24 protein-coding genes are annotated in these 23,767 nt (G+C 75.5%); 4 read left to right on the top strand and 20 right to left on the bottom strand.

Annotated features, from left to right (window positions below; translation table 11 throughout):
- Positions 1–187: 187 nt before the first annotated feature.
- The 19 genes from NXY84_RS05710 to NXY84_RS05620 form a co-directional block, all read right to left on the bottom strand.
- Positions 188–1,711, bottom strand: coding sequence for an OmpA family protein (locus NXY84_RS05710; protein WP_258726157.1), 1,524 nt, complete (start codon positions 1,709–1,711; stop codon positions 188–190).
- A gap of 153 nt (positions 1,712–1,864) precedes the next feature.
- Positions 1,865–2,428 carry a hypothetical protein gene (locus NXY84_RS05705; RefSeq protein ID WP_258726156.1) on the bottom strand — a complete coding sequence of 188 codons (564 nt, stop codon included), beginning with the start codon at positions 2,426–2,428 and terminating at the stop codon, positions 1,865–1,867.
- Entirely contained in the window at positions 2,425–2,898 is a 474-nt protein-coding gene (locus tag NXY84_RS05700; protein WP_258726155.1) for a hypothetical protein, read from the bottom strand. Before NXY84_RS05700 ends, NXY84_RS05705 begins: the two co-directional genes overlap by 4 nt.
- Positions 2,895–4,322 carry a hypothetical protein gene (locus NXY84_RS05695; RefSeq protein WP_258726154.1) on the bottom strand — a complete coding sequence of 476 codons (1,428 nt, stop codon included), beginning with the start codon at positions 4,320–4,322 and terminating at the stop codon, positions 2,895–2,897. The genes NXY84_RS05700 and NXY84_RS05695 overlap by 4 nt, the downstream gene beginning before the upstream one ends.
- 119 nt (positions 4,323–4,441) lie before the next feature.
- Entirely contained in the window at positions 4,442–4,993 is a 552-nt protein-coding gene (locus NXY84_RS05690; RefSeq protein WP_258726153.1) for a hypothetical protein, read from the bottom strand.
- 18 nt (positions 4,994–5,011) lie between these two features.
- The gene (locus tag NXY84_RS05685) at positions 5,012–6,310 is read right to left on the bottom strand and encodes a hypothetical protein (RefSeq protein WP_258726152.1); all 1,299 of its coding nucleotides are present in this window, start codon (positions 6,308–6,310) and stop codon (positions 5,012–5,014) included.
- Positions 6,311–6,642: 332 nt separating this feature from the next.
- The gene (locus NXY84_RS05680; RefSeq protein ID WP_258726151.1) at positions 6,643–7,272 is read right to left on the bottom strand and encodes a hypothetical protein; all 630 of its coding nucleotides are present in this window, start codon (positions 7,270–7,272) and stop codon (positions 6,643–6,645) included.
- Positions 7,269–8,363 (bottom strand): OmpA family protein, encoded by a 1,095-nt coding sequence (locus NXY84_RS05675; RefSeq protein WP_258726150.1) that lies wholly within the window; start codon positions 8,361–8,363, stop codon positions 7,269–7,271. The genes NXY84_RS05680 and NXY84_RS05675 overlap by 4 nt, the downstream gene beginning before the upstream one ends.
- 44 nt (positions 8,364–8,407) lie before the next feature.
- Positions 8,408–9,097: a hypothetical protein gene (locus NXY84_RS05670; protein WP_258726149.1), complete on the bottom strand. Its 690-nt coding sequence runs from the start codon at positions 9,095–9,097 to the stop codon at positions 8,408–8,410.
- A 168-nt stretch (positions 9,098–9,265) separates the two neighbouring features.
- The gene (locus NXY84_RS05665) at positions 9,266–9,472 is read right to left on the bottom strand and encodes a hypothetical protein (protein WP_258726148.1); all 207 of its coding nucleotides are present in this window, start codon (positions 9,470–9,472) and stop codon (positions 9,266–9,268) included.
- A 168-nt stretch (positions 9,473–9,640) separates the two neighbouring features.
- On the bottom strand, positions 9,641–10,369 hold the full coding sequence (locus NXY84_RS05660; RefSeq protein WP_258726147.1) for a response regulator: 729 nt from the start codon (positions 10,367–10,369) through the stop codon (positions 9,641–9,643).
- Entirely contained in the window at positions 10,356–11,525 is a 1,170-nt protein-coding gene (locus NXY84_RS05655) for a sensor histidine kinase (RefSeq protein WP_258726146.1), read from the bottom strand. Before NXY84_RS05655 ends, NXY84_RS05660 begins: the two co-directional genes overlap by 14 nt.
- Positions 11,522–12,433 carry a type II secretion system F family protein gene (locus NXY84_RS05650; protein ID WP_258726145.1) on the bottom strand — a complete coding sequence of 304 codons (912 nt, stop codon included), beginning with the start codon at positions 12,431–12,433 and terminating at the stop codon, positions 11,522–11,524. The genes NXY84_RS05655 and NXY84_RS05650 overlap by 4 nt, the downstream gene beginning before the upstream one ends.
- On the bottom strand, positions 12,430–13,356 hold the full coding sequence (locus NXY84_RS05645; protein ID WP_258726144.1) for a type II secretion system F family protein: 927 nt from the start codon (positions 13,354–13,356) through the stop codon (positions 12,430–12,432). Before NXY84_RS05645 ends, NXY84_RS05650 begins: the two co-directional genes overlap by 4 nt.
- Entirely contained in the window at positions 13,353–14,783 is a 1,431-nt protein-coding gene (locus NXY84_RS05640; protein ID WP_258726143.1) for a CpaF family protein, read from the bottom strand. Before NXY84_RS05640 ends, NXY84_RS05645 begins: the two co-directional genes overlap by 4 nt.
- Positions 14,780–15,115, bottom strand: a complete 336-nt coding sequence (locus NXY84_RS05635; protein ID WP_258726142.1) for a TadE/TadG family type IV pilus assembly protein — start codon at positions 15,113–15,115, stop codon at positions 14,780–14,782. Before NXY84_RS05635 ends, NXY84_RS05640 begins: the two co-directional genes overlap by 4 nt.
- Positions 15,112–16,743, bottom strand: a complete 1,632-nt coding sequence (locus NXY84_RS05630) for an AAA family ATPase (protein ID WP_258726141.1) — start codon at positions 16,741–16,743, stop codon at positions 15,112–15,114. The genes NXY84_RS05635 and NXY84_RS05630 overlap by 4 nt, the downstream gene beginning before the upstream one ends.
- Complete coding sequence (gene cpaB, locus NXY84_RS05625; protein ID WP_258726140.1) at positions 16,743–17,471, bottom strand: Flp pilus assembly protein CpaB; 729 nt, start codon at positions 17,469–17,471, stop codon at positions 16,743–16,745. Before cpaB ends, NXY84_RS05630 begins: the two co-directional genes overlap by 1 nt.
- Positions 17,468–18,283, bottom strand: coding sequence for a hypothetical protein (locus NXY84_RS05620; protein WP_258726139.1), 816 nt, complete (start codon positions 18,281–18,283; stop codon positions 17,468–17,470). The genes cpaB and NXY84_RS05620 overlap by 4 nt, the downstream gene beginning before the upstream one ends.
- A 208-nt stretch (positions 18,284–18,491) precedes the next feature.
- Between NXY84_RS05620 and NXY84_RS05615 the strand changes: the two genes are divergently transcribed.
- Positions 18,492–18,815, top strand: a complete 324-nt coding sequence (locus NXY84_RS05615; RefSeq protein WP_258726138.1) for a DUF192 domain-containing protein — start codon at positions 18,492–18,494, stop codon at positions 18,813–18,815.
- Between the two features lie 179 nt (positions 18,816–18,994).
- Positions 18,995–19,414 carry a hypothetical protein gene (locus NXY84_RS05610; protein WP_258726137.1) on the top strand — a complete coding sequence of 140 codons (420 nt, stop codon included), beginning with the start codon at positions 18,995–18,997 and terminating at the stop codon, positions 19,412–19,414.
- Between the two features lie 46 nt (positions 19,415–19,460).
- Here NXY84_RS05610 and NXY84_RS05605 read toward each other — a convergent pair whose 3' ends face one another.
- The gene (locus NXY84_RS05605; RefSeq protein ID WP_258726136.1) at positions 19,461–19,844 is read right to left on the bottom strand and encodes a DUF3817 domain-containing protein; all 384 of its coding nucleotides are present in this window, start codon (positions 19,842–19,844) and stop codon (positions 19,461–19,463) included.
- Positions 19,845–20,027: 183 nt separating this feature from the next.
- Between NXY84_RS05605 and NXY84_RS05600 the strand changes: the two genes are divergently transcribed.
- Together NXY84_RS05600 and NXY84_RS05595 are read left to right on the top strand one after the other, a co-directional pair.
- Entirely contained in the window at positions 20,028–21,926 is a 1,899-nt protein-coding gene (locus NXY84_RS05600) for an ABC transporter transmembrane domain-containing protein (RefSeq protein WP_258726135.1), read from the top strand.
- Positions 21,907–23,640 (top strand): ABC transporter ATP-binding protein, encoded by a 1,734-nt coding sequence (locus NXY84_RS05595; protein ID WP_258726134.1) that lies wholly within the window; start codon positions 21,907–21,909, stop codon positions 23,638–23,640. The genes NXY84_RS05600 and NXY84_RS05595 overlap by 20 nt, the downstream gene beginning before the upstream one ends.
- Positions 23,641–23,767: the final 127 nt, after the last annotated feature.

Here is a 23,767-nt window from a genome sequence, read left to right as displayed (position 1 = left end):
GTTCCGCGCGTGCGCAGGCCGGCGGGGCGTCACGAGGTCGGGACCGCAGGCGGCGTGGAGCACCGGGCCAGGGTAGATCGTCGCCGGCGGTCCCGGCCGAGGTGGTCCGGCCTCCGGGCACGCCCGGGAGGCTCCGCCGCCGGGCCGCGCACGCCCGGCCGCGCACGGCCACGCGGCTGCCGACGGCTCAGCGGCGGGTGACGGGGACGTCGGCCAGCCGGAACCGCTCGGGCACGTCGACCGTGACCGTGTCGCCGCCCGGGTCGGGCCACAGCACGGTCGTCGTGAGGGTCTCGCCAGGCGCCATCGGCGCGACGACCCACTCGTCGGCGACGACCGCGCGGACGTCGCCGCTCGCGCCGTCCGCCGCCGGCCGGACGTAGTCGAGCGGGTAGACCCGGCTCGCGTCGCCGAGCAGCGTCGCGTTGTGCGCACCCCCGCCCATCGCGAGCGCGCTCAGCCCCCGCCCGGTGGCGAGGCCCTGCACGAAGTCGCCGAACAGCCCGGTCGGCTGCGCGGTCCCGGCGCCGGTGCGCTCGACCTCGAGGGTCCCGACGAGGAACGGGCCCACCGGCTCCACGGCGAGGGCCCGCACGGCGAACCCCGTGACCCCGGCGACCTCGACGGCCGCGTCGCCCGACGCGACGGGACCCGTGGGCTCCGGCACCGCCGCGGCCGCGCCCACCTCGACCGACGCGCCCGGCGTCGCCGCGGTGAACCGGATCTCGACGCGGCGGTTGGCCGCACGGGCCTCGGGCGACGTCCCTGCGACGGCGGGCTCGCTCTCGCCTCGGCCCTCGGCGACGACCTCGAACGCGGTCCCCAGCACCGGTGCGAGGCGGTCGACCACGGCCTGCGCCCGGCGCACCGAGAGGTCCTGGTTGTGCTCGGGCGACGCGACGTCGTCGGTGTGCCCGACGACCTCGACGCGGCCCTCGGCAGCCTCGGCCGCGATCTCGGTCGCCGCCCGGTCGACGACGGCCTGCGCGTCCGGCGAGAGGTCGGCGAGGTCGACGCCGAAGAGCACGTCCGACGCGAGGGCGACCGTGACGTCCTCGTGCGAGACGCGCGTCGAGGACGAGTCGTCGAACGCGACCGTGAACTGGTCGACCGGCGCGGCGGCGTACGTGATGTCGCCCGCGCGGCCGAGGTCCTGCGCGGTCACCGGGAGCTCCTCCCCCGCGCCCAGGTGGACGACGGGGACGTCGCGGACCAGGCCGAGGTACGGGAACAGGACGGCCACGCTCTCCGCAGCCGGGGCGCGGTAGAGGCCGTGCGACGTCGCCGGGGCCTCCGCCGTGACCGGCAGGGCCTCGCGCGTGACGGCCGGCTGCCGCTCCGCGTCCGTCCCCGGCGGGTGCACCTGCCCCGTCTCGAGGTCGACGAGCCGCACCCCGGTGGGGCCGACCGCTCCGGTGGCGGTCTTGAGCACCTGCCCCGCGCTGAACACCGCCCCGGCGGGCGCCCCCGCACCCAGCCGGTACTCGACCGACAGCAGCGCGACGTCGCCCTGCACCTGGACCGGCGCGACCTCGAGCTCGACGGGGACGGACAGGTACGTCGCCTCGACGACGACCGGGGCCGGCTCCTGTGGTGCCGCCGTGGCGGGGGCGCTGCTCGCGGGGTCGCCGGAGGCGCTCGGCCGGTCCCCGCCGGTGCAGGCGGACAGGAGCACGAGGACGGCGGCCAGGCCGGCGACGGTGCGGCGCACGGGACCTCTTTCGGTGGACGGTGCAGGGCGGTGGGCGGCGCAGCGCAGGGCGGTGCGGGCAGACGGTGCGGGGCAGCGCGGTGCGGCCGGGCGCTGCGGCCGGGCGGTGCGGGAAGGCGGTCCGGGCAGAGCGGTGCGCGACGGTGCGGCCGGTCAGCCGTTCGGCGTCGCCTCGGTGTCGAGCACCCGGATGCTCGCCTCGAGCTGCTCGACCACGTCCTCGTCGAGCTCCGCGGCCGTCAGCTGCAGGGCCACCGACTTCTTCGTCTCACGGTCCGCCGCGACCCACAGCACGCCCTCCGACGTGCCGCCGTCGTCGGGCTCGTACGTGAAGTCGGTGCGCGTCACCTCGAGCGCGTCGGTGTCGACGGGGTCCGACTGGCTCGTCACCGCGAACCCGGGCAGACCGCCGACCTGGGCGTTCGCGAGGATGATCCCGCGCGCCTCCGCGGCCCGGTAGTAGCCGAGCGCGGGGCTCGCCGCGAGCTGCACGGTCGCGTCCGCACCCTCGGCGTCCTGCCACGACGCCGTCCAGCGGTCGCTGAGACCGCCGGTCTCGACCCAGGCCTCGGGGACGTCCACCTGGAGCCAGCCGTCCTCGACGCGGGTCCAGCCCTCGGGTGTGCCGCTCCCCGAGGAGCAGGCGGCGAGCCCGACGAGGACGGTGGCGCCGGCGGCAGCCAGGAGGGCGCGTCGGACGGGGTTCGGGCGGCTCATGCGGGGAGGTCCTCCGGTCGGTCGACGACGTAGCTCACGGGCGGCTCGGCCGGGGTCGGCGGGCGCCAGGCCCGTCTGCGCAGCGTACCGAGGGCCAGCCCGACGCCCGCGGCGAGCACGAGCTGGGCGACGACGGAGAGCGCGAAGCCCGTCGCCGCGGCACCGGTCAGGACGATCACCGCCGCGGTGACCCCGACCGCGCCGAGCGGCACCGGGAGCACGGCGACGAGCCAGTGCCACCACCGGGTCGTCGCGACGACCCCCACCGCGAGCGTCGCCAGCAGCGCGCCGAGCACGGGCGCGGCGACCCACGGCAGCCAGCTCAGCGCGAGGGCCTGCTCGCGGTCGCCGGACCGCACGAGCGACCCGAGCAGGGCGCCGGCGCCGTACTCGCCCACCAGGAAGCCGACCAGGCCGGCCGCCCAGGGCCGCACGAAGCTCGCGAACGTCACGGTCGTCCCCTCCGTCACTTGCACTCGGTGTCGGGGAGCATGACGCGCGTGCCGTCCTGCCCGGGTGCGCCGAGGAAGTCGGCGTCGGTCAGGCTCGCGGTGGCGTTCTCCGCGCTGACCGCGAACCCGAACTCCCAGCCCTTCTTGATGGCGGCCTCGAACTCGGTCTTGTCCTTGACGTTGTGGTACGTCAGCTGGCTCATCGTCGCCTCCTCGTACAGGAGCTGGAGGAACGGGTCGTCGGACGGGTTGCGGGGCTCCATCGCACCGAACGGCAGCGTCAGCGCGACGCCCGCGTCGTTGCGCTCGGCGAGCCAGGAGTCGACGAGGTCGCGGTTCTCGTCGGTCACGTCGAGCGTCGTCGTCGTCACGTAGGAGTCGGTCTCGCTGGTCCCCGTGCTGCCGCCGGCCTGGTCGAACGTGTCGTTGCCGAGCCCGCCGCGGACCCCGACCTCGCGGGTGCTCTGGAACACGAGCTGCGTGACGTCGCCGTCCTCGCCGCGCGTGACCGTGAAGGCTCCCTTGACGGCACCCTGAACCGAGCCCTGGCCGACGACGACCTCGGCGCCCGCGGCCGCCGAGCCGCTCACCTCGTAGATCCAGCTCTGCTCGCCGGTGTCGTGGTTCGTCTCGACGACGACCGCGCCGCCCGCCTTGGCCTCGAGCGTCAGGCCCACGTTCGGGTCCAGGAACTCCTGCTCGCCCTTGGGCCCGGCCGGTCCGAGCGGGTCGCGCAGGCCGAGCGCCGCCTCGAGGGACAGCTCGAGCTCGGTGCGCACGTAGGAGACCTCGGGGTCCTTGGGCTGTTCCTTCCAGCCCATGGACTTCGCCGCCCACACCCCGCCGCGCTGCTTGAGCATCTCCTGCTGGAGCAGGTAGTCGTCGAGCTGCTCCTTCATCTCGAGCCACTCGTCGTGGTCGTCGAAGACCCACGTGTCCCCGTAGGAGAACTTGACGCCGCCACCGAGGTCGACGTCGACGCCCGCGTTGTCGCCGTTCCCGAGCTTGCCGGCGTCGAACGTCGAGCTCGACACCGAGCCCCCCGCACCGACCCCAGCACCGTCCGTCGCGGTGACCCGGACGGTGTCGTCGGCGTACTCCTGCACGATGAAGCCCGAGTTCTGGCCGAAGGTGAAGAACCAGGCCTTGAACTCGGCCTGGTACTGCTCGCTCTCCTCGTGGAGCATGCAGACCGGCGGCCGGAAGTCATCGTCGGTCACGGGGTCCTCGGCCTGCGGGTCGCTCTCCTCGCAGCTTCCCGCCCCGAGCCCGACCGCGGCGGTGAAGCGGCACAGCGCACCCGAGATCAGGCCGGGGTACGCCGCCATCGAGATCGTCACGCCCGTGACGAGGAGTGCCGCGACCACCACGATCCCGAGGGTCTCGAGCGTGCTCGCCCCGCGGTCGGACGGGTGCGCCGCGCGGGCGAGGCGGGAGATCACGGCGGTACGGCTCCTGTCGGGCGGGGGGTCGGGGACCACGACGCTACGTCGCCGTCCGCGGCGCGGTGTGGGCCCACGGACCCGTCGGTGGGCCCGGATCCGGGCCCACCACCTGATCGTCAGACGCGCGGCGTCGTGTAGGTGACCGAGGCGACGGGTCCCGCGGGCGGCTCCCACCGACGCCGCAGGACCAGCCCCGCGACGACCCCGGTGACCAGCGCGGCGGCGGCGGGGACGACGAGCACGGTCGTCGCGGTGGCGGCCGCGACGTCGGCGCCGACGCGCCCCAGGACCCGCGCGGCGAGCAGCAGCACGTACCCGACGACCGCGAGCGGGACGACGACGACGTCGCGCACCGTGGGCGGCGTCCGCGGGCGGAACGCTGCTGCCGAGGCGGCCGCGCCGAGGACGGCCGGCGTCAGCGCCGGGAGCAGGCCGGCCGGGCCCGCGGCGCCACCGAGGGCGACGACGGCCACGAGCGCGGCCGCGAGCGAGTGCACCACCACGCCCACGAGCAGCCCGACGAGCCACGCGCGGGCGTGCCGGTGGCGCCCGACGAGCCCGTCGACGGTGCGCCCGAGCTCGTGCCAGCGCTCGACGGGTCCCCGGTGCCCTCGCGCGGCGGGGCGCTGCGAGGGCCGTGACGGCCGGCGGATCAGGTCATCGACCACGGAGGGCCCCCGCGCGCATCAGAACGACGCCCCGCCGGTGCAGCGGGCCTCCGGGATCATGAGGCGCTCGCCCGTCCGGCTCGGCGAGCCCAGGTACGTCGCGTCGGCGGTGCGGGCCCCGACGTCGCGGGCGCGCACCGCGAGACCGAGCGCCCACCCGTCGCGGACCGCGGACCGGAAGTCGGCGTCGTCGCCGACCCCGCGGTAGGTGATGACGCTCGTCGTGGAGCCCCGGTACAGGAGGTCGCCGAACGCGCGCGGCGAGGGCAGCCCCGGGACGAGCGCCGACTCCTCGACCCGGACGCCGTCGCTCAGGCCCGCGGGGGCGCGCTCACCGAGCCACGCGTCGACGACCCCGCGGTCGTCGTCAGCCACCGTGAGCGTCGTCGTCGTCACCTGGCGGTCCCGCCGCTCCCCCGGCGCGACGCTGCGCAGCACGAGCTCCCGCACGTCACCCACCGCGTCGCGCGTCACGCCCAGCGCACCCTCGTCCACTCCGGTGCCGCTCCGGCCGTCGAGGTAGTACGTCCAGGTCTGCGTCCCGTCGGTGCCCGTCGCGATCGTCACGGTCCCCCGGGCACCCGCCCTGAGCGCGACGAGGTCGTCGTCGGCGCCGCGCCGCGCCGACGGCCGCGGACGCACGCCGTGCGCGGCCGCGTCGTCGAGGTCGACGACCCCGCGGACCAGCGTGCGGCTCGGGGGCGGCGGTGGGGCGGTGCGCTGCCCGCTCTCCGCCAGCCACCACGCCTCGGCCACGGGGACGCCGGACGCGAGCCGGTCGAGCTGGGCGTCGCGCTCGTCGGTCGCTGTGCGGAGCCGCTCCCAGGCGTCCGCGTCCGGGACCTCCCAGGAGTCGCCGACCTCGCGTGCGGCGTCCGCGGGCGGGCGTGTGCCGTCGCGCGGCTCCCCGACGGTCAGGAGCGCCGCGCCGTCGTCCGCGGGCGCCACCGCGACGACGCGCACGGCGCCGCCCGAGGCCTCCTGGACCAGCACGTCACCGGTGCGGGTCGCGACGCGCGACGTCCGGACCGAACGTCCTCGCTCGTCGGCCTGCGCGTAGACGCGGCACACCGGGGGCCCGTACACCCGCGCGGCGTCGTCGTCGCCGGCGCCGAGGAGCTCGGGCGGCTCGCACGCGCCCGCGCGCAGGCTCACGGCGGCGACGAACCGGCACAGCCCGAGCTCGGCGCCGGCGGGGTCGGTGGCGACGCGGACCACCGCGGCGGACCCGGGCAGGGACACCGCCGCGGCGAGGGCGAGCGCGAGGAGGGGGACACCGGACGCGCGCGCGTCACCGCGTCCTGACCGCCAGCGCACCGTCGTCCGTCCTGCCTTCGTCCGTGCTGCTCGTCGACGTCGCGCTGCCGGCTCGGCAGCGCTCCGCTCGGGGCGGGCGTCGGCCCGCATCCTACCGACGGGTCGGCATCCGGCGTCCCCGCGGCCCCTTCCCCACCGATCGGTCGCCGCCGCCCCGGATCGAGGAGAAGGCGCCGGCGTGCCTCGGGCGGGCGCCCGTGCCGGTGCTCGCTCCGCGCCCCGCTCCGGCCGGTCACGTCACCGGACCCGGCGCGCTCCCCCGCACGGTCACGCGCGTGCGCCGCACGCCCCGCGGACGGGGGTGCGGCGCACGGGGTCCCGTGGGGGGCTGCTCAGCGGCGCGTGACCGGCACGTCCTCGACCGGGGGGAACCCGGGGATCTCCACCGTGATGGTCGTGGTGCCCGGGTCGAGCGGCGGGAACGTGCCCGACAGCAGCTGACCGGCGTCCGTGACCTGCTTCGGGGCGTCCGCGCAGGTGCACATCGAGACGTCGGGCGCGCTCGCCTGCACGCCGAGGAACGGCTGCAGCCGCGCGCCGAGCGTGGTGTCGACGATCGCGATGTCGCGGATGTCCTTGGTCAGCGGGGTGCGACGGTTGAACGACTCGAGGCTCGGGGAGACCTCCTCGCCGTCGTTACGGAGCGTGAAGCGCACCAGGGTGCTCTCGGACCCGGCGCTCACCTCGGTGACCTCGATCTCCGCCGGGAACGGGGTCGGCCGGCTCGGGATCTCGCCGGACACCGAGCCCAGGACGCTCGACGTGCCGACGTCCCCCTCGAAGACCAGCTCCTGGAGCTCGGCCCGGGTCCACGTGTCACCGCCGGTCGACGAGGACGCGCCCGCCGTCGAGGTCGCCCCGGGTCCCGGCTCGTCGTCCGGCGAGCACGACGCCAGCACGACCAGGCCGACCCCGACCGCCGCGACCGCACCGGCCACGACGCCCCACGTCCTGTTCCTCACGACTCCCCCTGCACCGCGTAGACGACGGTGACCCGCCGGTTCGCCTGCTTGCCCTCGTCCGTGTCGTTGCCCGCGACCGGGTCGCCCTCGCCCCGGCCGACGGCGGTGAACGTGACGCCGCTCCCGCTGGCGGGCTGCAGGACGTTCAGCACCGACGACGCCCGCTGCTCGGACAGCGTCTGGTTGAACGTGTCGGAGCCGTCGGAGTCCGTGTGCCCGGTCACGACGACCTCACCGGTCCCTCGGTCCGCGATGTCCGCGGCGATGGTCGCCAGGACCTGCTGCGCGTCGCCGGACAGGTCCGCGGACCCGCTCGCGAACAGCACGTTCGCGTCGAGGGTCACCGCGACCTGCTCGGGGGACTCCTCGGTGGTCGACGTGCCCTCCTCGTCGCCCGTGCGGCGCACGAGCGAGTAGGTGACGGCGGCGGCGTCGGCGGCCGCGAGCGCGTCGGCGGTGGGCACCTCGGGCCAGCCCTCCCCGAGCAGCGGCGCCGGCTCCTGCGCGACGGGCTTGAGCGCACCCTCGCCGACGGGCACGTCGCCGACCGCCGTGCCCCACGGCATGGTCACCTGGACGGTGTCGACGTCCGCGGCGAGCTCGGGGAACACGGCCCAGCCGACCACGAGCTCACCGGGCGAGGCCTCCAGGTCGGCGGTCGCGCTCGTGAAGGTCTCGCTCGAGGTGTACAGCGGCCGGTACGCCGCGAGGCTCTGCGTGTCGACGAGCGCGAGGTCGACCCCGTGCGACCCGTCGTACGGGTGGCTCGAGTCCGGGAACGCCATCGCCCCAGCGAAAGCCGACGCGGAGGACCCCGCGGGTGTCCCGACGGAGTAATACAGGACCGTCCCGCCCTCGACGCGCTGCACGCCGTGCACCAGCCCGCGGATCTCGGGGTTCGTGTCGAGGTGGAACTGGTGGTAGACGAACGAGCCGAGGACCGGCGTCTCCTGCCCGTCGAGGTCGATCGTGCCGAGGGGCAGCTCGTCACGGCCCGCCTCGGCGGCCTGGGCACCGGCCCCGGTCGCGAGCAGCACGCCGGCCGCGCCCGCGAGCGCGGCCGACCTGCGCCGGAGGGTCGAGGGTGTCATCGCGCGGACCTCTCGGGTGGACGTCGGGGTTCGGGCCGGCTGCATCATCGCACCAGCTTCGGCTTCAGCGCGTCGTCGAGCGCCTCGCGCGCGCCGTCGAGGACGGCGCCCAGGTCGAGCGAGGCCGGGACGGCGCGCAGGCCCGGGCAGCTGAAGCGGTACTCGTCGTCGTAGATCGGCACCGGCGTCGGCGTGGGGGTCGGGGTCGGCGCGGGCGTCGGCTCCGGCGCGCCGGGCGGCGGCGGCTCGGTCGTGGGCACGGGCTCGTGGCCGACGAGCTTCTGCGACACCGAGAACACGCACTCGCCGAGGTCGACCCCGACCTCGGCGGTCGCGACGGCCTGCGTGCGGTCGATGGACGCGGGCTCGCCCCCGGAGCGCGCCGGCGCCTGCGTGGAGCGGGTCACGACGCGGACCTCGTCGGCGAACGGGTCGTACCGGTACTGCTCGACCACGATCGTCGCGCCGTTGCGGGCGGCGTAGACCTGGGCCTGCCCGAGCCCGCGCGACTGTCCGAGCATCGCGGCGAACGAGACTCCCCCGACCGGCCGGATCACGTCATCCAGGTGGGCGAGCGCGTGCTCGCGGACCGACTCCGCGCCGGCGAGCGCCGCGGCGTCCGCCGCGGTCTGCGTGCGGCCCTTCTGGTCCGTCCCGACCAGCAGCGGGAGCACCGCCAGGAAGAGCAGTGCGACGACACCGACGGACACGACGACGACCAGCGCGCTCGTCACGAGCCCACGGTCGTCGCCCTCGTCCCGTCGCCAGGTGCTGCGTCCGACCCGCATCCGGTTCCCTCCTCGTCCCGCCCGTTCCGCCTGCACGACCCGCACCACCTGCACGACAGCGGCGGCGCGGTGGCCCCTCCGCCACCGCACCGCCGCTCCGTCACGCGCTCGGCGTCACTCGCCGCCCAGGTTGCCGATCTTCGTCAGCTGCGCGCCGATCTTCGCCTTGAGGTCGAACGTGTCGAACGCGCCGACGACGGCCGCCACGAGGATCGCCGCGACGATGACGATGCCGAGGTACTCCAGCGTGCCCTGGCCCAGCTCGCGCTCCTCGAGGCTCTTCTGGAGGCGGATCTTGGTGTTGACGAACATGCGGGTCATGGTGCTCTCCGTTCTCTCGGCCGACCGTTGCCGGCCGAGCCACGTGGTGTGCTGAGGTCTGAGGTCCGTCCCGGCCGGCCTGAGCTGCCCTGGTTCGTCCTGACACCAGGAACGTTACGGGCGGTCCCGGCGCCGGTGGCGGGCCCGTGGGCCCATCTGCGGGCCCATCTACGGCCGCCCTCGGCCCGGGTCCGGGGCACCGCCCAGCCACACCGAGACGGCCTCGGCCCGGGTCCGGACGCCCAGCTTCGCGAAGATGTGGTTGATGTGGTTCTTGACCGTCTTCTCGGACAGGAAGCACTCGCCGGCGATCTGGGCGTTCGTCCGCCCGAGCGCGACGAGCTCCATGACCTCGCGCTGACGCTCCGAGAGGCCGACGTCGGGCCGCTGCGGTGCCGCCGGGGTCGACGGCGCGGCCCAGGACGCGCGCATCGCGCTGGCCGCCCGCTCGGACAGCAGGAACGAGCCCTCGGCGACCGCGAGGATCGAGCGCTCGAGCTCGTGCGCCGCGAACGTCCCGTGCACCAGGTACCCGCTCGCACCCGCGTCGACCGCCGCGCGCACCACCTCCGGCGCCTCCGAGTAGGTCAGCATGAGCACCTTGGTCCACGCCTGGATCTCGGCGGCGACCTGCACCCCGTCGCGCCGCGGCATCCGCACGTCGAGGAGCACGACGTCCGGGAGGGTCGCCCGCACGACGCGCACGGCCTCCTCGCCGTCGGCCGCCTCGCCGACGACGCGCAACCGGTCCGAGGCCTCGAGGAGGCTGCGCAGGCCCATCCGGATCACCGAGTTGTCGTCGACCACGACGACCGTGACCTGCGTCAGGGCTCCGTGCGCGGGGTCGACACCTCCGGGCGCGGGGCCCACGTCGCCGACCGTGTCACCTCGGGACATCGCTGCGCTCCTTCGTGGGACCCACCTGGACGAGGACCTGGGTGCCCGCCCCGGGGGTCGAGCGGACGTCGAGCTCGGCACCGACCTCGAGCGCGCGCTCGCGCATCCCGGTCAGCCCGAAGTGCCCGCGCGGGCTCGTCCCGTCCTCGCGCGGCACGAACCCCTGCCCGTCGTCCTGCACGGACAGGCGGACGGTGCCGTCGGGCTGCCCGCGCAGCTCGACGTCGACGCGCGACGCCCCGGCGTGGCGGGCGACGTTCTCGAGCGCCTCCCCGAGGATCGCGAGGACCTCGTAGCGGGTGTCGGGGGGCAGGTCCACCGCGGCGCCGTAGGTGAACCGGCACTCCGTGCGGTGCTCGAGCTCCCAGCGCGCGCAGAGCTCGGCGAGCACCTCGACCAGCGGGCGGTCGGGCTCGTCGGCGCGCATCCGCACGAGCAGGCGCCGCGCCTCGTCGGCCGCCTGGTTGGCGCCGTCGGCGAGCCCGCGCGCCTGGACCATGGCCGCGGCGGGGTCGCGCTCGACCCAGAGCGGGAGCGCCTGCGCCGCGAGCGAGATGCCGTGCAGCGTCTTGCCGAGCGAGTCGTGCATCTCGCGGGCGAGCCGCGCGCGCTCGTCCGCCGCCGCGACGGCCTCCCGAGCCAGGGCGGCCTCGCGCGCCACGCCCACGAACTGCTCGTGGGCGCCGCGCACCGCGAGCCCGATCGCGACGAACGCGAGGTACAGCGCGGGGACGCCCAGGGCCAGCATGAAGCCGACGTCGAGCCCCACGGTGGCCCGGGCGACCGCGAGGTAGCCCGCGACGAGCACGACGGCCCCGAGCCACGCGATCTGCGGGCGGAACAGCACCCCGAGGATCAGGGCCGTCGAGAACGTCGCCAGCACGAGCGGGCTCTCGACGCCGAGCAGCGAGACGACCGTGAGGGTCAGCAGCACGTCGACCACGACGACGAGCGGGTGCCGCGCGACGAAGCCGGACACCTGCGGGTACACGAGGAACGAGAAGCTCGAGACGCTCAGCACGAGGACGCACGTCAGGACCGGCCCGGTCATGGTGTCGCCGACCATGCCGATCATCGCGACCATGATCGCGATGAGCCGCACGAGCAGGCCCGCGGAGACGACCTGGTGCGCGAAGTCCCGCTGCGGGGCGCTCACCCGACACCGCCGAGCAGCGCACCGAAGTCCACGTCCGTGCCGACGTACAGGCCCACGACGATGAAGATCAGGGCACCCGGCACCAGCACGAGCGACGTCACGAGCGTGACGCGCGGCGCGGTGCGGGCGGCCGCCTGGCGCTGCCGCTGACCGCTGTCGCGCCGCATGTCCTCGGCGATCTGCTGGAGCGACTCCGCGAGCGGGGCGCCGAGCTCCTGGGACTGCAGGAGCGCCGAGACGAACTGCCCGACCGGCTCGGACGTGCTGCGCCGGCGCAGGTCGGTGAACGCCTGGCGCACCGACGCGCCGTTGACGATCTGCTGGAGCGTCAGGGTGATCTCGTCGGCGAGCGGCCCCTGGAACCGCTCGGACACGCGGGAGAGCGCCGCACGGAAGTTCACGCCCGCCATCACGGTCACGGCGAGCACGTCGAGGAAGTCCGGCAGGTCGCGGTCGATGCGCTCGCGGCGCTTGCGCTGGGCCGCCGCGACCCGGCTGAGCGGCAGGGCGACCGGGACCGTGAGCGCCAGGACGGCCATCAGGATGTTCCCCTGCACGAGCAGCAGGAGCAGCACCGGGGCCACGATCAGGCACCACATGGCGGTCCGCTCGAGATACCCGTCGACGGTCAGCCCGTCGGGTCGGCCCGCCTCGTCGATGCGACGCTGGAGCTGCGCGAGCCGCTGCGGGCCGAGCATCGAGCGCAGGCGCGGGACCTGGCGGCGCGCGAGCCGCTGCAGCGGGGTCTCCCCCTCGGCGCGACGGCGCTCCCGGCCGCGCAGGAGGCTGAGGTCCTCGACGTCGAGCGTGTCGAGGGCGTCGGTCCGCATCTGGCGGTAGCCGACGAGCAGCAGCACGGTGGCCAGCGCGCCGACGACCGCGGCGCCCAGGGCGAGGAGGACGTTCACCCGTCGAACCTCGTCATCCGCCGGATCAGCAGGAACCCGCTGACGAAGAGCGCGCCGCCGACGACGAGGGCGACGCGGCCGACCCACTCCGACGTCATCGCCTGGACGGTGCCCGGCTGGATGACGTTGAGCAGGAACAGCAGCGCGAAGCCCATGCCGATCACGAGGTACCCGGTCGAGGTCGACTGCGCGAGCGTCGTGCGCACCTCCCGCCGGATCTCCTTGCGCTCGTCGAGCGTGTCGGCGATGTCGCGCAGGGACGAGACGAGCGAGCCGCCCGAGCGCGCGCTGACCAGCAGCGTCGAGACCAGCACGGAGACCTCGCGCGACGGCAGGCGCTCCGTGAGCCCGGTCATCGCGGCCTCGAGGCTGTCGCCGAACCGCATGCGCGACGCGACGCGAGCCAGCTCGGGTCCTGCGGGCGCCGCGAGCTCCCCGGCGGCGATCCCGATGGCGGCCGCGATCGACAGGCCCGCGCTCGTCGCGTTCGACAGGACGCGCGCGAGCTCGGGCATCTGGGCGATGAACTGCTCGTTGCGCCGCTCGCGGGCCCGCGCGAGGTAGGCGCGGATGCCGACGACGACGGCGACGATCCCGAGCAGGCCGAACACCGGCGCCAGGCCCACGGCCAGCACCCAGCCGATCAGGAGGCCGCCCAGGACGGCCACGCCCGCGACGACGACGGCGGGCCGGGTCTCCTCGCCCGCGAGCAGCAGCTGGCGGTCGACCCACCGCCCGGGGGCGGTCTGCCGGAACGCGCGGTCCCAGCGGGCGACCCGCGCGCTGCCCGACAGCGGCGTGTCGTCCACGACACCCGCGACGAGCGCCCGCCGGCGCGACGCGACCGACACGAGCTCGCGGACGCCCGCGAGGAACAGCACGCACGCCCCGAGGACGCCGATCAGGATCACGACCACGATCACGACGCGGCCCCCGCGCTCTGCGCCGGCGCACCGGGCTCGGTCGGCGGCTGGGGGACGGCGTGCGGCGGGGAGGCCGCCATGCCGATCGGCTCGCCCGCGATGCGCAGCCGGTCGAGGATCGGCTGCGGGATCGGGTACTGCACGAACCGTCCGGGCGGGCCGGGCGGGTTCGGCGCCTCGGGGTCCCAGCGCATGAGCGGCTGCACCACGAAGTCCTCGCGGTGCCGCGAGGCGACGTAGCCGACCTCGACCACGCGCCGGGTCCCGTCCGAGCCGCGCAGCAGCTGGACCACGAGGTCGACCGCGTTGTTCACCTGGTCGCGCAGCGCGTGGAACGGCACCTCGACGTCGCTCATGGAGGCGAGCGTCTCGAGGCGGATCAGCGCGTCGACCGTCGTGTTGGCGTGCACCGTCGCGAGCGAGCCCTCGTGGCCGGTGTTCATCGCCTGGAGCATGTCGAGCGCCTCGCCGCCGCGGACCTCGCCGACGATGATGCGGTCGGGGCGCATGCGCAGCGCGTTGCGGACGAGGTCGCGGATCGTGACCTGCCCCTGGCCCTCGACGTTCGCCGGGCGCGTCTCCATGCGGACCACGTGGTCCTGCGAGAGCGAGAGCTCGGCGGCGTCCTCGATCGTGATGATGCGCTGCCGCGACTGGATGAACGCCGAGAGCGCGTTGAGCATCGTCGTCTTCCCGGACGACGTTCCCCCCGAGACGATGATGTTCATCCGCGCGCGCACGCACGCCGCGAGGAGCTCCGCGGTCGCGGGGTCGAGGCTGTTGCGGTTGAGCAGCTCGTCCAGGCCGTACGCCTTCGGGAAGAGCCGGATCGTCACCGTCGGGCCGTTGAGCACGAGCGGCGGGAGCACGACGTGGACGCGCGCGCCGCGGGGCATGCGCTCGTCCGGGGGGAGGCGCGCGTCGACCATCGGGCTCGACTCGTCGACGCGGCGGTTGACGGTCGAGACGATGCGGTCGATGGTCTGCCGGAGCTGCTCCTCCGACGCGAACGCGGCCGAGACCCGCTCGACCTGGCCGAAGCGCTCGACGTAGATCGTGTCGTGGCCGTTGATCATGATCTCGGAGACCGTCTCGTCCGCGAGCAGCGGCTCGAGCACGCCGAGGCCGATCGACTCGTCGACGACGCGGCGGATGAGCGCGTTGCGCTCGCGCGTCGTGAGGATGACGCCCTCGGTCGACACGAGGTGCGCGACGACACGCTCGAGGCGGATGCGCCGCTGGCCCGCGTCGAGCCGTCCGAGCTCGTGCAGGTCGACCTCGTCGAGCAGCTTGCGCTTGAACGTCGTGACCAGGACCTCGTCGAGGTCGCTGCGTGCGAGCGGCGCCGCCGGCTGCTCGACGACGGCGGCGGCCGCCGGGGTCTCGGGGCGGCGCTCGCCCGACCACTCACCGAACCCGGCCCTCATGGCATGACCGCCTCACGCGTCACGGTGAGCGGCGGGAAGAGCGCGATGCGCGGCACGCGCACCTCGACCCGCACCCCGTCGCCACCCGGGTAGCTGATGGCGTCCGCGCTCAGACCGCTCGGCAGCGAGCGCTCGACCGCGGCGGGCACGGACTGGTCGCGGCTCAGCGCGCGGGCGCCGTCGCGGGCCGCCTGGTTCGTCGCCTGCGTGGCGTACGCGGCGGCGCAGACCTGCAGCACCACGAGGATCACCACGACGACGACCGGCATCACACCGAGGAGCTCGACCGCGGAGCTGCCCCGCTCGCGGTCGCCGCGCGTGCGCCGCGTCACGGCTCCATCACCACCGACCGGTCGACCCGCACGTCCCACGGGGAGCTGAGGACCCCCGGCATCATGAGCGGCACCCGGGACACGACCGAGACACCGCCGGCGTCGCCGGGGTCGAGGTCGACGCGCAGCCCGTCGCGCATCCCCGTGGGGAAGCGGTCCTCCGCGGCGTCGCGCACCTGCGACGCGGGCTGGCCGAGCGACACCGCGCGGGCGGCGGCCGAGGCGGCGTGCCCGGTCCACACGTACGTGACGCCCACGATGCCGAGCTGCCACAGCATGACGCACACGAGCGCGACCCAGGGCAGCACGCCGAGCAGCTCGACCGACGCGGACCCGGTCTCGTCGCCGCGCGCACGCCGGCGGGTCGGCAACGACGCGCGGCCGGGCTTCTCGAGCGAGGGCGCCGAGGCCGGTGCTGCGGGGGCCGGTCGCGCGGGCGCGGCCGCCTGCGCGGGGGCGTCCCCGGCGACGCGCACGAGCCCGATCTCCCGGCCGAGCGCGCGCAGCGACTTCCACCACGTGGGGTCGTCGACGAGCTCGGGCGAGCGGGAGTTCGCCGACGACTCGAGCTTGCGGCCGAGGTCCGGCAGGACCGTCTCGAGCAGCGGCGCGGGCGACAGGCGCCGGGCCGTCTCGGGCTGCACCTCGTCGACGCGCGAGTGCCGGTTGAGCAGCACGTGCACCGCGTCGGGCTTGCGGACCGCGAGCGACTCCCACCAGCCGAGGTTGCGGCGCAGGGCGCGCAGGCTGATCAGGCCGGGCGTGACGACCGAGACGACCTCGTCGGCGATCTCGACGACCGCGGCCTGGACGGGCGTCACGTGCGAGCCGAGGTCGATCATGACCAGGTCGTACTGCTGGCGCACGAGCGCGATGATCTGCCGGATCGCCGCGGGCGTGACCCACTCGACGTCCCGCACGTCCTCGGGCGGCAGCAGCATGTGCAGTCCGGACTCGTGCTCGAAGACCGCGTCCGCGACCGTGCGCACCGACAGGTCCTCGGAGACCTTCGCGAGGTCGGCGATCGAGGTCCGGTACCGCGCCTCGATCAGGCTGGTGACGTCGCCCTTCTCGAGGTCGAGGTCGATCACGAGCACCTTGTACGCGGGGACCTCGCGGCGGATGTCCCACGCGAGGTGCGTGACGATCGTGCTGGTCCCGACGCCGCCCTTGGAGCCGGTGACCGCGACGACGTTCGCCCGGCCGCGCGGGCCGGCGTCGCCCTCGCGGGTCGACGCGAGCAGCGACGTCAGGTGCCGCGACCAGTCGAGCGCGCTCACGACGCGCTGCTGCACGTCGGCGAACGACAACGGGTAGGCGAGCACGCCGCGCGCACCGGCGTCCATCGCGGACGCGAGCGCCTCGGGCTCGTTGTCGCTCGAGACGACGATCGTGACGGTCGCGGGGCGGCGCAGGCCGAGGTCCCGGATCGTCTGGTGCACCGGCTCGGGACCGAGCTGGTCGTGCACGAGGATCACGTTGGGCTCGTGCGTGACGACGAGCGACGTCAGCTCGGTCGTGGTCTCCGCGACCCCGACGACCTCGACGTCGGCCGCCTCGGCGAGCTGCGAGCGCAGCTCGTACGCGAGCGACTGGTCGGCGCAGCCGATGACGATCGTGCCGGCCATCAGTCGTTCACCCCCTCGGGGATCGCCTGGCCACCGAGGTCCTCGGCATCGAAGTCGCCCTGCTCGCCCGTGCGGTCCTCACCGGCGCCGGTGGGCAGGCCCACGAGGCGGACCTCCTGCGCGAAGGCGGCCGCGTAGGTGACCGCGAGCGCGTCGTTCGGCTCGAGCGCGAGCGTCACCGGCACCACCGTCTGCTGCCCGGTGTCGCTCTCCTCGTCGATCTCGACCTGGCTGCCGCGCACCGAGACGACGCGCACGTTCTGCACGAGCACGCGCACCTGCTTGGGCAGCCCGGGGACGTCCGCGAAGACCGCGTAGATGTCGACGTAGTCGCCGGGCCGGACCCGGTCCGCGACACCCGTGATCTGGTCGACCTTGATCGCGATCTCGCGCTCGGTCGGGCTCAGGTCGGACGGCGGCACGAGCATGTCGTCCGTGACCATCGTGCCTTCCTGGAGGTTCACGCCGATCTTGCGCCCGACCAGGTCCTCCTGCGTGACCCGGGCCGAGTCGGACAGCCACCGCGCGGGCACCTCGTCGACCTCGAGGGAGGACTCCTCGAGCGTCGTGTAGGCGGGCAGGTCGCGTGCGACCCGGTAGACCTGGACCACCGACCCGACCTGCGTCGCGACGTTGCCGACGTACGCCGCGATCGCGATGAACACGACGACGGCGAGCAGCACGGACATCAGGATGAACAGAACGCCGCGGCGCTGGCGGGGGTTCACAGCGTGACTCCTTGGGGGTCGGCGGGCAGCCCGGCGGGCCGCACGTGGCAGTACGAGCAGAACTCTCCGGGCACGACGGCCGCGCACACGACGCAGCCGGCGAGCGACGACGCGGGCGGCAGGGGCACGCGCTCGTCGGACGGCAGCGCGACGAGCTCGACGGCGCGCGCGTGCCCGAATCGGGCCTCCGGGTCGAGCCGGAGCGCGTCGATCTCGACGAGGTCGGTGGCACCCGACGCCGCGACCAGGTGGCCGCGCGCCCCGTCGGGGATCCCGGACCCGGCGCAGTACAGCGAGCCGCCCGTGCCGTCGCCGGGCCCGATCCCCTTGCCGCCCACGGGCACGACGCCGCGGTCGCCCGACAGGGTGACCACGAAGCCCGAGCCGCCGGGCGCCCACGAGCGCAGGTGCTGGCCCACGCTCGGCGCGGGGTCCACGAGCTTGGACACGCTGGGCGTCCACGCCCCGCTCCAGGTCCGCGCCGCGAGCTGGCGGACGAACTCCGGGAGCAGGCCGGCGTCGAGCGACACCGACGCCGCCTGGAGCGCGAGCACGACCAGGGCGGCCGGGCCGTGCGGGAGCGTGAGCCACGAGACAGCGACGCCGCGGTCCGAGACGAGCGCGGCGTGCCGGCGCACGAGCGTCTCGTGGCGGTCCTCGCCGAGCAGGAGCAGGTGCGTGGTGCCGTCTGCGACGGCCGCCCACATCCCGTCCAGGTCGTCCGGGCCGGCGAGCACGACGGCCTCGCCGCCGAGGAGCTCGAGGACCTCCGTGGTGGGCTGGACCACGGCTCCGACGACGACCTGCTGCATGGACGACCCACTCCCCCTTCGACGTGCCCGACATGATTCACTGGCGCCCGCCGACCGGCTCGGCACGGCCTGGCGGTTCCCCCGAACGGTCCCAGCCCGCCGCGAGCGGCCGGGCGCGCCGTGGCGCGGAAATCCGAGAGCGCGGTCAGGATAGGGGGGACGAGGCGGGATGAATCGTGTGACCGGACTGTGGTTGGACGGACGTCCGGTGGCCCGCGCGGAGGTCGCGGACACCTGGGCGGGCCGGCTGCGCGGGCTCCTCGGGCGGCGGACGCTCCCGGAGGCGCTGCTGCTCTCGCCCGAGAGCTCCGTGCACGGGGCCGGGATGCGGGTGCCGCTCGACGTGGCCCTGCTCGACTCCCGCGGCGTCGTGCTCGCCGTGCAGGTCCTGCGGCCCTGGGCCGTGACCCGCCCGCGCCCGGCTGTGACTGCGGTGCTCGAGGCGCCCCTCGGGAGCTTCGAGCGGTGGGGCCTGCGCGTGGGCAGCACGGTGTCCGTCGGCGACGCTCCCGACGACTCCGCGACCCCCTGAACCGGCACGCGACGATCGTCCCGCCGCCGTCCCGCGACGGGCCGGGCCTGCAGGTTCACGTCCGGGCCCACGCCGTCGCGGGCCCTCGTGGGCCCGGGGGCCCAGACCCGGCGGCGCGCGCGGGGTGAGGATCGAGTCGGGGCCGAGCGGGCCCCGTCGACGGTCTCGGGGGTCATGACATGCGCACCGCACTCACCGCCCAGGTGGCGCTCGCGACGGCGGCCGGCGGGCTCGCCTCGGGGCTGCTCGCGTCCTGGGCCGCGGAGTCGACGACGGACCTGCGCGCCGGTCTCGTCGTGCGCGCGGTCACCGTGCTCGCGCTCCTCGCGGCGGTCCCGTACCTGCTCGTGCGGCGCCACGTGCTCGACGACCGGCGCGGCCCGCTGCTCGCCGCGGGCGTCCTGGGCACCGCGCTCGGCTACGCCGCCAACCCGATGGCGTGGGACGGCCGGGCGTTTTTCACCCAGCTCATCACTCCTCCGGGTGTACTCACCGTGGCGCTCGACCTCCTCGGATGGGTGACCGTGGGTGCGCTCGCCGTGCTCGCCGCGAGCCGCTCGGCCGCCACGCACGGCGAACCGGTCGGGTACGGGACCTAGGGCCCGGGACGGGACGGTCGCCGGCCCGACGAGCGCGGCCGGTGCGTCAGCGCGCCGCCGCGATCCGCGCCGCGGCCTCGGCGTGCACGCGCTTCTCGAGCACGAACGACATGACCGGGACGACGCCCGCGAGCACCATGGTCACGAGCCGCCCGAACGACCAGCGCATCGCGGACCAGAGGCCGAGGACCGTCACGAGGTAGACCACGTAGATCCACCCGTGCGCGAAGGGCACCCAGCCGATCCAGCGCAGGACGTCCTCGCCGACCCCGACGACGTACTTGAGCAGCATCTCCACCGTGAGGACCAGCAGCATCACGCCCGTGACCCACGCCATGACCCGGTAGCGGCGCAGCGCCCCGTCGGCCTTGTCCGCCCAGGCGCGCGCGGACGTCGTCGTCGGGGTGGCGGTCGGGCGGGGCTCGCTCACGGTGCGGGGTCCTCTCTCGGGGGTCGGGACCATCGTCGCTCATCCGGCGCAGGGCCGAAGTGTGGCGCCGCTCACGGTGCGGGCACGCGCCCCGCGGGGGCGGGCGGCAGGACGGGGCCGGCGGGCCCCGTCAGGGGAAATACGGTGCGGGGACGTCGGTGGTGACGCCTACCGTGGGTGACCGTGCGCACCCTCCCCCTGCCGGATCCCGGCACCCCTCCCCTGGGCTCGCCCCGGGCGCTGCTCGCGTGGCAGGCCCGGCGTCAGCTGCCGCTCCTGCTCGGGGCGGTGACGCTCGGCGTCGTCGGCAACCTCGCGGCCGCCGGCATGCCGTACCTGCTCGGGCGCATCATCGACGGCGGGCTCGCGGCGGGGCTCTCGGCCGAGCTGTGGGCCGGGTGCGGCGCGCTCGCGGCCGTCGGGCTCGTCCAGGTCGTGTGCACCATGTGGGGCCACCGGCTCGACGTCGAGAACTGGCTGCGCGCCGCGTTCGCGACGTCGCAGCTCGTCGGCCACCACATCACCCGGACCGGGGACGCCGTCACGGCCGAGCTGCCGACGGGCGAGGTCGTCTCGACCGTCGCCTCCGACGCGCTGCGGCTCGGCGAGGTCTACGCGATCGCCGCACGCTTCGTCGGCGGCCTCGTCGCCTACGTGGCGGTCGGCGTCGTGCTCCTGCGCACGTCGCTCGTCCTGGGCCTGCTCGTCCTGCTCGGCCTGCCCGTCGTGGTCGGCGTGCTCGCGTTCCTCGTCAAGCCGCTGCAGCGCCGCCAGGCCGCGCAGCGCGAGGCCGCCGGACGCCTCACGACGCTGGGCGCCGACACCGTCTCGGGCCTGCGGATCCTGCGCGGGATCGGCGGCGAGGACGTCTTCGCGGGCCGGTACCGCGCGCAGTCGCAGCGGGTCCGCACCGCGGGCGTCGACGTCGCGCAGACGCAGTCGCTGCTCGACGCGCTGCAGACCCTGCTCCCCGGGCTGTTCGTGGCGGCGGTCGTCTGGACCGGCGCGCGGCTCGCCATCGCCGGCGACATCACGGCGGGCCAGCTCGTCGCGTTCTACGGGTTCGCCGCGTTCCTGACGCAGCCGCTGTGGACCGCGACCGAGGCGATGCGCGTGCTGACCCGGGCGGTCGTCGGCTCCCGCAAGATCCTCGCGGTGCTCGCCGTCCCCGAGGCGGGCGGGGCCGCGGGCACGGGGGCGCGCGAGGCGGCCGCGGGCTCCGGTGCGACGCCCGCCGTGGACGCGCGCGCGGAGCTCGTCGACGAGGCCAGCGGGCTGGTCGTGCGCCCGGGTGAGGTGCTCGCGCTCGTGAGCGCCGACCCCGACGAGTCCGCACGGGTCGCCACGCGGCTCGGCCGCTTCGCCGGCCCCGACGACGACGCGCCGACCGGCTCCGTCCGCTGGGGCCGCACGCTGCTCGACGAGCTCCACCTGCGCGAGGTCCGCGACCGCATCGTGGTCGCCGAGTCGACCCCGCACCTCTTCACGGGGGTGCTCGCCGAGGAGCTCGACGTGCGGGGCACGGCCGACGAGGCCGCGCTGCTGCGCGCGTTGCACGTCGCCGACGCCGCGGACGTGCTCGACTCCGTGCCGGGTGGGCTGGGCGGCCAGGTCGAGGAGAAGGGCCGTTCGCTCTCGGGCGGCCAGCGGCAGCGCGTCGCGCTCGCGCGGGCCCTGCTGACCGAGGCCGAGGTGCTCGTGCTCGTCGAGCCGACGAGCGCGGTCGACGCGCACACCGAGGCGCGCATCGCGGCACGGCTCGTGGAGGCGCGCCGCGGGCGCACCACCGTCGTGGTCACCGCGAGCCCGCTCGTGCTCGACGCGGTCGACGAGGTCGCGCTCGTCTCGGCCGGGCGCGTCGTGGCCCGCGGCGCCCACCGGGCGCTCATGGACGGGACCGACGCCGCGGCGCGCGCGTACCGCGAGGTGGTGTCGCGCTCGACCGCCGAGCCGACATGGGCTCCGGCGGGCCCGGGCACCGCGGCGGAGGGCACCGACCGCCGGCCCGACGACCTCGCCGAGGTGCTCGGCGAGACCCTGCACGAGACGACGGAGGACGACCGTGAAGCTGCCCGTCGCTGACGCACCGGCGCTGCGCCGCCACACCGGCCTGCTGCTGCGGCGGCACCGCGGCGGCCTGCTGCTCGTCGTCGTGCTGCACACCCTCGCCGCGGCCGCCGGGCTCGCCGCACCCTGGCTGCTCGGCGGGCTCGTCGACGCCGTCGCGCAGGGCACGACGACCGCGCACGTCGACCGGACCGTCACCGTCCTCGTGGTCGCGGTGCTCGCGCAGACCGTGCTCATCCGGTACGCGCAGCGGTCCGCGATGGTGCTCGGCGAGGGGGTCTTCGCGGAGCTGCGCGAGGAGTTCGTCTCGACGGTCACGCGCCTGCCGCTCTCGACGGTCGAGCGCGCCGGCACCGGCGACCTCGTCGCGCGCACCACGACGGACATCGACCGCGTGCAGTACACCGTGCGGTTCGGCGTCCCGCGCGTCCTGGTCACCGTCGCGACGATCACGCTGACCGCGGTCGCGGCGTTCGTCACGCACCCGCTCGTCGCGCTCGGGCTGCTCGCGGGCCTGCCGCTGCTGCTCGGCGTCACGCACTGGTACCTGCGCCGGGCCGCCCCCGCGTACCTGCGCGAGTCGGCGTCCTACGCGCGGCTCAACGGGACCATCACCGAGTCGGTCGAGGGGGCGCGGACGATCGACGCGCTCTCGCTCGGCGCCCGCCGCCGCGCGCGCGTCGACTCCGACCTGCGCGAGGCGTTCGAGGCCGAGCGGCACACGCTTCGGCTGCGCACGGTCCTGTTCCCCGGCGTCGACGTCGCGTTCCTGCTGCCCGTGGTCGCGGTCCTGGTCTGGGGCGCGTACCTCGTGTCGACGGGCTCCGCGACGATCGGGGCGGTCACGACGATCACGCTGTACGCGACGCAGGTGATGCACCCGATCGGCGAGCTGATCTTCTGGCTCGACGAGATCCAGGTCGGCGCCACGTCCCTCGCGCGGATCATCGGCGTCGCCGCGGTCGCGCCGGACCGCGAGGCCCGCCCCGCGACGCCGGCCGACGAGCACGTCGAGGGCCGCGGCGTCCGGTACGCCTACCGCGCGGGGCACGACGTGCTGCACGGCGTCGACCTCGACCTGCGCGTCGGCGAGCGGCTCGCGGTCGTCGGCCCGTCGGGCGCCGGGAAGTCGACGCTCGGGCGGATGCTCGCGGGCATCCACCCGCCCACCGGCGGCACCGTCACGGTCGGCGACGTGCCGCTCGTCGACCTGCCGCTCGACGAGCTCCGCGGGCACGTGGCGCTCGTGACGCAGGAGCACCACGTGTTCGTCGGGACGGTCGCGGAGAACCTGCGGCTCGCGGACGACGCCGCGACCGACGAGCAGCTCGAGCGGGCGCTGCAGGCCGTCGACGCGTGGGACTGGGTCGCGGCGCTCCCCGAGGGGCTCGCCACCGCGGTCGGGTCCGGCGGCACCGTGCTGACGCCCGCCCAGGCGCAGCAGGTCGCGCTCGCGCGGCTCGTGCTGCTCGACCCGCACACGCTCGTGCTCGACGAGGCGACGAGCCTGCTCGACCCGCGTGCGGCGCGGCACCTCGAGCGCTCGCTCTCGGCCGTGCTCGAGGGCCGCACGGTCGTCGCGATCGCGCACCGCCTGCACACCGCGCACGACGCGGACCGGGTCGCGGTCGTCGACGCGGGCCGCATCACGGAGATCGGCTCGCACGACGAGCTCGTCGAGGCCGGCGGCGACTACGCCGCGCTGTGGCACTCCTGGCAGCGCGACTGACGGGGCCGGGGGCGGGTGGCCGACGCGACGGCCACCCGCCCTCGCCGCGCACGGAGGGCACCACGGACCGCTCGGCGGCGTCGGCCCTCCGGCGCGACGGACGGCGGTCGCGTCGCGGGTCGCGGGC

Source organism: Cellulomonas sp. NS3 (assembly GCF_024757985.1).
Lineage (GTDB): Bacteria > Actinomycetota > Actinomycetes > Actinomycetales > Cellulomonadaceae > Cellulomonas_A.
The sequence above is the reverse complement of the archived record's forward strand: the minus strand, read 5'-3'. Positions and strand labels throughout refer to the sequence as shown.

Bases quoted from the DNA above. Each gene is read 5' to 3' on its own strand.
- NXY84_RS05610 (WP_258726137.1), top strand. From the start codon at position 18,995: ATGCGCACCGCACTCACCGCCCAGGTGGCGCTCGCGACGGCGGCCGGC.
- NXY84_RS05640 (WP_258726143.1), bottom strand. From the start codon at position 14,783: ATGAGGGCCGGGTTCGGTGAGTGGTCGGGCGAGCGCCGCCCCGAGACC.
- NXY84_RS05675 (WP_258726150.1), bottom strand. From the start codon at position 8,363: ATGACACCCTCGACCCTCCGGCGCAGGTCGGCCGCGCTCGCGGGCGCG.
- NXY84_RS05705 (WP_258726156.1), bottom strand. From the start codon at position 2,428: ATGAGCCGCCCGAACCCCGTCCGACGCGCCCTCCTGGCTGCCGCCGGC.
- NXY84_RS05630 (WP_258726141.1), bottom strand. From the start codon at position 16,743: ATGGCCGGCACGATCGTCATCGGCTGCGCCGACCAGTCGCTCGCGTAC.
- NXY84_RS05660 (WP_258726147.1), bottom strand. From the start codon at position 10,369: ATGTCCCGAGGTGACACGGTCGGCGACGTGGGCCCCGCGCCCGGAGGT.
- NXY84_RS05665 (WP_258726148.1), bottom strand. From the start codon at position 9,472: ATGACCCGCATGTTCGTCAACACCAAGATCCGCCTCCAGAAGAGCCTC.
- NXY84_RS05620 (WP_258726139.1), bottom strand. From the start codon at position 18,283: ATGCAGCAGGTCGTCGTCGGAGCCGTGGTCCAGCCCACCACGGAGGTC.